Source organism: Pseudoalteromonas sp. PS5, from assembly GCF_004103255.1.
In the GTDB taxonomy this organism is placed as follows: Bacteria; Pseudomonadota; Gammaproteobacteria; order Enterobacterales; family Alteromonadaceae; genus Pseudoalteromonas; species Pseudoalteromonas peptidolytica.
The window spans coordinates 1-8,671 of the sequence record NZ_RCSQ01000166.1 but is presented as its reverse complement, the minus strand read 5'-3'; the positions used below and the strand labels follow the sequence as shown (position 1 = coordinate 8,671).

The window sequence follows — 8,671 nt, the reverse complement described above, 5'->3', positions numbered from 1 at the left end:
AAATAAGAAATTTTTAACGCTGTTAGCGTCAGATTTACTCCTTCAAATTGGTATTACTATGACGCTAATTAACCTGAACTCGAGTTCAGGTTAATTAAGACCTGCTTTGAACAGATCAGTAGCTAAATTTTTGCCTTGCCTTCAAAGCAGTAGCAAGGCGCACAAGTCATGTTGTCACCTAGGCTTTCTTGGCTAACAACCTAACAGTAGAAAGCTTGCTTTAGCAAATTGATATTATAACTATCAACCGTTCTTATTCTCCCTTCGCTTTGTGTTTGCTAGATTTACTCTGAGTTAATGCCTTGTTACACTGAATTTAGGGACTAGGTTTAACACCACTAAACCAACTATAAAACCAATAAAAAAAAACAAAGGATTAAAATAAAAATGATTCGGGTAGAAAACTTAAGTCGCGTGTACGGAAGCGGAGAAACGCAAGTGCATGCACTAAAATCCGTTTCTCTTGAAGTGATGGAAGGCGAATTTGTCGCAGTGATGGGCTCTTCAGGCTCTGGAAAGTCCACACTAATGAATATACTTGGCTGCTTAGACTCTCCAACTTCCGGTGCTTACTATCTGGCAGATCAAGAAATTCAAGCTGTAGAAGATGAAGCGCTGTCACAAATTAGAAATCAGAAAATCGGCTTTATTTTTCAAACATTTCATCTGCTCACTCGACTAACTGCACTGGACAATGTCATCTTACCACTGAGGTACACCAATACCTCTCCATCAGAGGCCAAAAGTCGAGGGCTTGCTATGTTAAAAAAAGTGGGCCTTGACAGCAGAGCACATCACAAACCTTTCGAAATGTCTGGAGGACAACGCCAGCGTGTTGCAATTGCTCGTGCGCTTATCAATGAACCTAAAGTTATTTTTGCCGATGAGCCAACTGGTAACCTAGATAGTAAAACTTCACATGAAATCATGGAATTACTTTGCCAGCTGCACCAGCAAGGCCATACCATTGTGATGGTAACGCATGAAGACGATATTGCCGAATATGCTGAACGAATCATCAGAATGAAAGATGGTGAGAAAGTGGAGGATAGCCAATGCGCAGTTATATTATAAGCTTAGCCCTGCTCACCTCTTCGCAGGCTTTTGCCAAGCAAATTATTATCTCAGGTGTTATTAAGGCTGGTGAAACTCAAGTCTTTCACGCACCAATGAGCGACTCTTGGAAAACGCAAGTTCAATGGATGCTACCCGAGGGGGAAGTTGCCAACAAAGGGGATGTTGTGGTTGTCTACGATTCAGGCTCCATTGCTACCTCAATCGACCAAGACAAAGTCGCGCTTGATGCCGCAAAAGATGAATACAAGCGAATTGAACAAGACGGCGCCCAAAAGATACTCGAAGCCCAGTTTCAGTTGAAAAAAACCATTTTGCTCGTTGAAAGAGCCAAAATTGATGCAAGCGTGCCAAAAGCCAATATCAGCACCTACGACTACGAGCAATACCAGCTGACGTTAGAAAAAGCGATCATTGAAAACCATAAAGCCGAAATCAGTTTAAGCAAGGCCGAAACTGAAGCAAAGGCAAATACTCAGAAACAGCGGCTGGAGATAAAGCGATTAGAAGCAAGTCTCACGCACAACCAAGAGCAGCTAGAAAAAATGAGTCTAATGGCCAGTAACAGCGGCCCCATTCTGTATGCGGATCACCCATGGAATGGCAACAAATTATTTGCAGGTGCAACCGTACAACCAGGGTGGAAAGTAGCAGAGATCCCTTCTACAGCAGGCCTGTATTTAGAAGCTTGGATACATGAAGTGGATGCTGCTGGTATCAAAGAAGGTCAAACTGCTGATTTAAAGTTTGACGCATTTCGCCCCTCATCAACGCCAAGTACACTTACAGAATTATCAACACAACCTGAAAAACGCCAAGACTGGGGCCAAGGTATGTATTACCGAGCTAAATTCACATTCAACACCGATTTGCCACTACTACCAGGCATGAGCGGAAGCATCACTTTGCCAGGAGGGAAAAATGAAAAGTAAGGTACTGGCATTTATCATTCCACTCTATTTACTTGGCTGTACCCAGGCTCCCAGCGATACACATATCGTTAAGTCACAGACAATCACTATCACAGTAGAAGCGAATGGTGAATTAGAATCAAAAAGCCGAGCGTTGATAGCACCTCCTTCAATCAAGCGTATGTGGCAATACAAGATAAAACAGTTAATGCCTGAAAATACCCCAGTTCAAAAAGGCCAAGTTGTTGTTTCGTTTGACGATCAGAGCGTGAGAGATCGTCTGATGGAGTACAATTCGAAGCTTAGCCAAGCACAAAAAGAACTGGAAAATAAACAAGCTCAAGTCGAGGAGCAAGAAGAAGAATACAAACTTGCACTGGCTGAAGCGCAGATGAACTTCGATAAGGCAAAACGACGGGCAGAGATCATAGATAACTCACGCTCAGACAACGATCGTAAAAAAGCGCAAATCGACTTCACCATTGCAACTAATGAGTTAGAGCTTGCCCGCAGCAAACTTGCTTTTCATCTAGACAACAAAGAACTGAGTATCCAATTGGCAAAAAGTAAAGTTGCACGAACAGATGCTGAAGTAAAAGCACTAAAACGTGATATTGAGCGTTTAAAAGTTAAAGCACCAATGAATGGCTTAGTTGCTTATAGAGCAAATAGAGCAGGTGAAAAACCCAGTGTTGGTGAGTCCATGCAGTTTGGCCAGCCTGTGGTCGAGTTGTCAGTTATTGAACAAATGCAAGTAAAAGCGCAAATAAAGGAAGCCGATTTTGGGCGGATTAAATTAGGGCAAACAGTAAAAGTGACCATTGACAGTGCCGACGGTTATGTCATAAGTGGAAAACTCGTTGAAATAGGAAAGGCCTTCAGGGAGAAGTCATATCAAGATAAAAGCCGCATTGTTGATGCGATTATTGAACTGGATAAAATCGATACTGATAAGCTAAGACCCGGATTAAGCGCTCGTGTAGAGATAGTGACGGCCCAACTCGATAACGCCTTAACCGTTCCGCTTAACGCTTTAAAACAAAGTGCTGGCAAAGTGCTGCTAAACACAAATTACGGTGAAAAAGAGGTGACAATTTCTCATACAACACCGACGCTTGCCGTGGTTTCTTCTGGCATTAGCCAAGGCACGGAGGTAAGGCTATGAGCAAAAACTTACTCGCATTGCTTGTCCCTATTTGGTTGCTTGGCTGTCAAGAAGCATCGGATAAACCAACACAACTGCTCTACACTGTTGAGTCAAAACCATTTTCGATAACAGTGGATGCCGAAGGCGAACTAGAAGCCGCAAGCGAAACCGTGATATCTGCCCCAACTTCAGCCAGAGGAGCGCAAACACTTGCTTGGATAGTACCGGAGTATTCTCAGGTGAAAAAAGGCGATGTGATTGCACGCTTCGATGGCAGCCAGTTAGCAAGACGAAAACGTTTTAGCGAATTCGACAAAGGCAAAGTAGCGCAAGACATGACCGTGACAGATAGTGACTTAACGACAAGAAAGTCCCATTTAGATAGCGACAAAAGCATTGTCAGTGAAGAGAAGCGCTTTGCCGAAACCTTTTCAATAGATGACGAACGGATCCGCTCAAAGCTCGATATTTTAGATCAACTACAAAATGTTGAGTATCTCAACGCAAAAGAAGCATATTTTGAGTGGCAGACAGACCAATTTTCCTCCTCTGCACTGGGAGAAATGGAGCTACTGAAACTGCAATCAAAACAGCATGAAAGCAAAATTGCGATGTACAACGCAAATTTGGAAAGTCTCGAAGTTATCGCGCCACATGACGGCTTACTTACCCTAAACGCGGATTGGCGTGGAGAGAAGCCAAAGGCAGGCCAAGCATTATGGCCTGGGCAAAAAATTGGCGGGTTACCAGACATTTCGTCTCTGCAAGCTAAGCTTTTTGTTCATGAAAAAGAAGCGCTTGGCCTTGAGGTTGGGCAAACGGTTAAGTTTACTTTACTCTCCAATAGTGATGAACGCTTTGATGGTAAAGTCACAAAAGTATCGCCCTATCCACAATCTATTCGCCGTGGAGATCCACAAAAATACTATGAGATTATAGCTAGCCTCAACGAAACTCCAAGCCACTTTACACCTGGCAATAAAGTACTCGCTACATTGCTTGTTCAAGAACGTAAACAAGCACTACTGGTGCCGAAACATAGCATTATCAATGACAACAATGCGTTTTTTGTGCTAGTGAAAGACGGTAGCCAGTTTCAACGTGTAAAAGTGGAGTTAGGGCAAAGCAACCTAAGCCACACCGAAGTACTGGAAGGTTTGTCCCCTAACCAACAAATTGCACTGGTCGCGAATAAGGAATTGTAATGAAATATGTAGAGTTATTTACCGACGCCATGGTGCAATTAAAACAGCATAAGCTCAGAACCCTATTGACCTTGCTCGGTATGATTTTTGGTGTGGGCGCCGTGATTGCTATGTTAAACATAGGTGAAGGTGCTGAACGAGAAGCGCTTAAAATGATTGATTCCATGGGGATTAATAATGTTATTGTCAGCGCCAAAGACATTGAAGAGAATGACCTAAAAGAACAACGAAAACACTCGCAAGGTCTTAACTTATTAGACGGCCAAGTGATAGTCGATGCTTTGCCCTTTGTTAATGATTTTTCTGCTGAACGACTGGTAGATACCTATCAGATATATAGCGAGTTCGGCAGCTTTGAAGGTGAAGCTGCCGGTGTCACTGCAAACTATTTTAGTCTTGCCCATTATGAGCTTGCGGATGGTCGCCTACTTAATGCAGAAGATAGCAAGGAATATAGGCAAGTTGCGTTACTTGGTGAAAATACCGCAAAAACGCTTTTTCCCTTAGGAGACGCAGTTGGTCAACAAGTAAAAGTAAATCATTTATGGTTTGAAGTTGTTGGTATTTTGCAAGCACCACACCTAAATAAAAAGGAGTTTCAGGGCGTGGCATTAGGTGGTGAGCAAAGTCGTATTTTTGTACCTCTGACAACCGCTATTTACCGTTTTAATAAGGGGCTACTGGAGCCAGAGATCACTGAGTTGAAACTGGCCATCGACAAATCTCACAGTCCAATTTTAGCATCTCAAGCTATTGCTAACATTCTCATGAATCGCCATAGCGACATTGACGACTATAAGTTAACCATACCAGCGGCCTTGCTTGCTCAGCAAAAACAAACGCAGGCCATTTTTAATATGGTGATGTCTTGCGTAGCCGGTATATCCCTCCTTGTCGGTGGCATTGGTATTATGAATATCATGCTCGCGACTGTACTTGAACGAACCAAAGAAATCGGATTATTACGTGCAATAGGTGCCACTCAGAAAAATATTCAGGTTCAGTTTATTACAGAGAGCTTTACTATCTCAATCTTAGGTGGGCTGCTCGGGGTGGTGTTTGGCATTGTGCTTTCAGAGATCATTGCATTTTATTCAAATTGGGCTGTGTCTTGGTCTCTCAGTGCAATTGTGCTCTCTTTTAGTATTTGTGCATTAGTTGGCTTAATATTCGGTGTATATCCCGCCATTAAAGCCTCAAAGCTGGATCCTATCGAAGCATTACAGAGTGACTAATCTTATTTTTTGTATGCGCTTTAATTTTGTTTTTGAAAGCTAAATGAAAAATAGAAAAATTAAATTATGTTACAAGGACTTAATTCTAGCGCAAAGAAAATCTAAACACCGACAGGCCTGTGCTTTGTAATGATACCAATTAGCGTAAATACTTGCTCAAGCTGAAGGAGCAAGTTTGACACTAGTTGGTATTATAAATTGCTAAAATTTAACTCTCCTCCTCCCTCACAGTTATCAATTAGAAGCGCCTATTCAGTGTAATTTATTCGTGAGCTTTGGCATTTATTTGCTACATTAATAGAAGAACTTACCCCAAGTAGCGCGGCGTCAATCTGAATGCTTTTTCATTGATGCAAGCTAGGACATAAATGATGAATCGTAGCCCTCAGGAATTGGAACAAGAAATACAAACGCTAACAGCACGCTTGGCAGCAACTACATTTGAGCGGGATAAATATAAAACGCTATTTCTCGCCTCAGGCGACGCGCAGTCTATTGTTGATTTGGACTCAGGGAAGTTTGTGGAATGTAATCAAGCCGCCGTAGACTTACATGGCATTGATAGTAAGGACACCTTTTTAAAGCTTACGCCCTCCGATATATCCCCTCCATATCAACCTTGCGGCACATCATCCAAACAATTAGCCACCTATTTTATACAAAAATGCCATCAAGATGGCGCACAGCTTTTTCATTGGATCCACAGTAAAACTGATGGCACGGTATTCCCCTGCTCTGTTTCCCTTACTGCCGTACACATACAAGATAAACGCTTGGTGCTCGCTACTGTGAGAGATATCTCTGAACTTATTGCAACGAAAGAGAAATTAGATAAAGCCAGTACCGATGCTAAACAGTATAAAACTGCCTACCAGACAGAAAAAATGAAATTCGAGCGCTTTGTTAACTTAGCACCCATTGGGATCGCAGTAAACGCGATGGACGATGGTACTTTTCATTATGTTAATGACGAATTTAGTGAAATGACGGGCTACTCGGTAGAGGAATTAAACAATACTGACTATTGGAAAATCACTCCCGAAAAATATAAGGCACAAGAACAGATACAGCTCGATAATTTGCAAAAAACTGGCCGTTATGGCCCGTATCAAAAAGAATATATTCACAAAAGTGGTCACGTATTTCCAGTACTTTTGTCTGGCATTAAAGTAGCAGATAATAACGGTAAAAACTTCATTTGGTCAGTTATCCAAGACATATCATCACAAATTGAAGCACAAAAACAACTTAATAGTGCGAGAAACCAAACGGACTCGTTGGCACTGAGAATGCAGCTTGCAAATAACTCTGCTCAAATCGGGGTTTGGGAGTGGGACTTAGTCACCAATGAGCTGATCTGGGATGATTGGATGTTTAAATTATACGGGATCCAAAAAGCACAGTTTTCAAAGGTATATGAAGCGTGGGAAAGTGCAGTTCATCCAGACGATATAGAGTTCGCCAGCACGCAATTACAAACCGCTATCGCTGGTACCGGTGAATATGAACCTGAGTTTAGAGTCGTTCATCCAAACGGTGATATTAGAACCATAAAAGCCAGTGCCCAAATCATACGCGATAAGGATAACAAGCCCACTAAAGTGATTGGTGTGAATTATGATGTGACTGAGAAAATCAAAGCTATCGAAGTATCTGAAACCGCACGGCTAGCAGCTGAACATTCTTCTAAAGCAAAAAGTGATTTCTTAGCGAATATGAGTCATGAGATCAGAACCCCTATGAATGCTATTTTAGGTGGCTTGCAGTTACTAGAAAATGCAAGCTTAGACAATGATTTAAGGAAAGTACTCAGTAACGCAATATTTTCAGCAAAAAGCTTGTTGACCATCATCAATGACATTCTGGATTATTCAAAAATAGAGTCTAACAAAATAGAGCTGGAAAGCGCGCCGATTTCAATTCGCAATATCCTCGACTCCGTTAAGTATGATCTCGATGCTTTAGTTAGTAATAAAGGGGTAGACTTTGTTGTTAACATTGACAAACATTTTGAAGATGGTTGGCTTGGTGATTTGGTTCGAGTCAAACAGATAATACTAAACCTAGCATCAAATGCGGTAAAGTTTACACACAAAGGTAAAGTGTCTATCACAGCAACTAACGTCATACACAATAACAATGCGGCAATTCATCTAAGTATCCAAGATTCAGGGATTGGTATGGATGAGCAAACCCAAAAGCGTATATTTGAGCGGTTTTCTCAAGCAGATACCTCTACTACCAGGCAATACGGTGGTACAGGGTTAGGTATGTCTATCACGGTTAATTTGATCAAACTTATGAACGGCACGATTAATCTAACCAGTAAGGCAGGACAAGGAACCACTGTTGATGTAACACTTCCGCTTGAACAATCCAACTCTCAATCACAAGTAACACAAACAAAAACGCTGACTCCACCAAACTTACAAAACCTAGAGATCCTGATTGCTGAAGATAACCCGATTAATCAGATATTAGTGAAAACCATGCTAAAAGAAACGGGAGCAATTATTACGGTCGTTGAAAATGGTGACCTTGCTGTTAAAGCTTGCCGCGAAAACTCTTTCCATCTAATACTAATGGACATACATATGCCAGTAATGGATGGTGTTGATGCGATTAAAGCGATAAGGAAGCTAGATATTAAGATACCAGTCATTGCTCTTACTGCTAATGTGATGGTTGAAGATGTAAAACGATATTTTAAAATTGGTTTTAACGCCCATATTCCAAAGCCAATTGAGTTGTCTATCCTCTACGGAGTGTTATCGGACTATACGAGCTAAAGTCGACATCGCTGCGGATTGTAATGAACAGTTCCCCCTTATACCACTTCTCATCGCTTTGTTATTCGACTCCGCCAAAGTAGCCATTTACTGGAATCAATAAGCCTGAGTTGGACAAACATACTACTGTTTAAATTGATCGGATGGTTAAGCTTTTTTGATCCGCTGGCAAATTGACCTAAACCAATAAATAATCCGCTTTTTGTTGGACTTTTTTTCACCACACGGTAAACTTTTGTGTGATTCTTATCAAAAATAATACCAATTATCTTAATTAAGAGGTCTATTTTAAGGCGAGAAAATCTTGTCG

At 41.5% G+C, this 8,671-nt stretch carries 7 protein-coding genes; 6 read left to right on the top strand and 1 reads right to left on the bottom strand.

The window, feature by feature from the left end; translation table 11 throughout:
- Positions 1 to 387: 387 nt before the first annotated feature.
- From D9603_RS18395 to D9603_RS18370, 6 genes are all read left to right on the top strand, one after another.
- A complete protein-coding gene (locus D9603_RS18395; protein WP_125251689.1) occupies positions 388 to 1,074 on the top strand; it encodes an ABC transporter ATP-binding protein in 687 nt (228 codons plus the stop codon).
- Positions 1,056 to 2,006, top strand: a complete 951-nt coding sequence (locus tag D9603_RS18390) for an HlyD family efflux transporter periplasmic adaptor subunit (protein WP_128732394.1) — start codon at positions 1,056 to 1,058, stop codon at positions 2,004 to 2,006. The genes D9603_RS18395 and D9603_RS18390 overlap by 19 nt, the downstream gene beginning before the upstream one ends.
- Positions 1,996 to 3,150: an HlyD family efflux transporter periplasmic adaptor subunit gene (locus D9603_RS18385; RefSeq protein ID WP_128732393.1), complete on the top strand. Its 1,155-nt coding sequence runs from the start codon at positions 1,996 to 1,998 to the stop codon at positions 3,148 to 3,150. Before D9603_RS18390 ends, D9603_RS18385 begins: the two co-directional genes overlap by 11 nt.
- Entirely contained in the window at positions 3,147 to 4,337 is a 1,191-nt protein-coding gene (locus D9603_RS18380) for an HlyD family efflux transporter periplasmic adaptor subunit (RefSeq protein WP_128732392.1), read from the top strand. The genes D9603_RS18385 and D9603_RS18380 overlap by 4 nt, the downstream gene beginning before the upstream one ends.
- Positions 4,337 to 5,572 (top strand): ABC transporter permease, encoded by a 1,236-nt coding sequence (locus tag D9603_RS18375; protein ID WP_128732391.1) that lies wholly within the window; start codon positions 4,337 to 4,339, stop codon positions 5,570 to 5,572. The genes D9603_RS18380 and D9603_RS18375 overlap by 1 nt, the downstream gene beginning before the upstream one ends.
- A 368-nt stretch (positions 5,573 to 5,940) precedes the next feature.
- On the top strand, positions 5,941 to 8,361 hold the full coding sequence (locus D9603_RS18370) for a PAS domain-containing hybrid sensor histidine kinase/response regulator (protein WP_241651710.1): 2,421 nt from the start codon (positions 5,941 to 5,943) through the stop codon (positions 8,359 to 8,361).
- A 50-nt stretch (positions 8,362 to 8,411) separates the two neighbouring features.
- Here the strand turns inward: D9603_RS18370 and D9603_RS21985 are convergent.
- On the bottom strand, positions 8,412 to 8,671 hold a 260-nt coding region (locus D9603_RS21985; RefSeq protein ID WP_206644519.1), incomplete at its 5' end, for a hypothetical protein.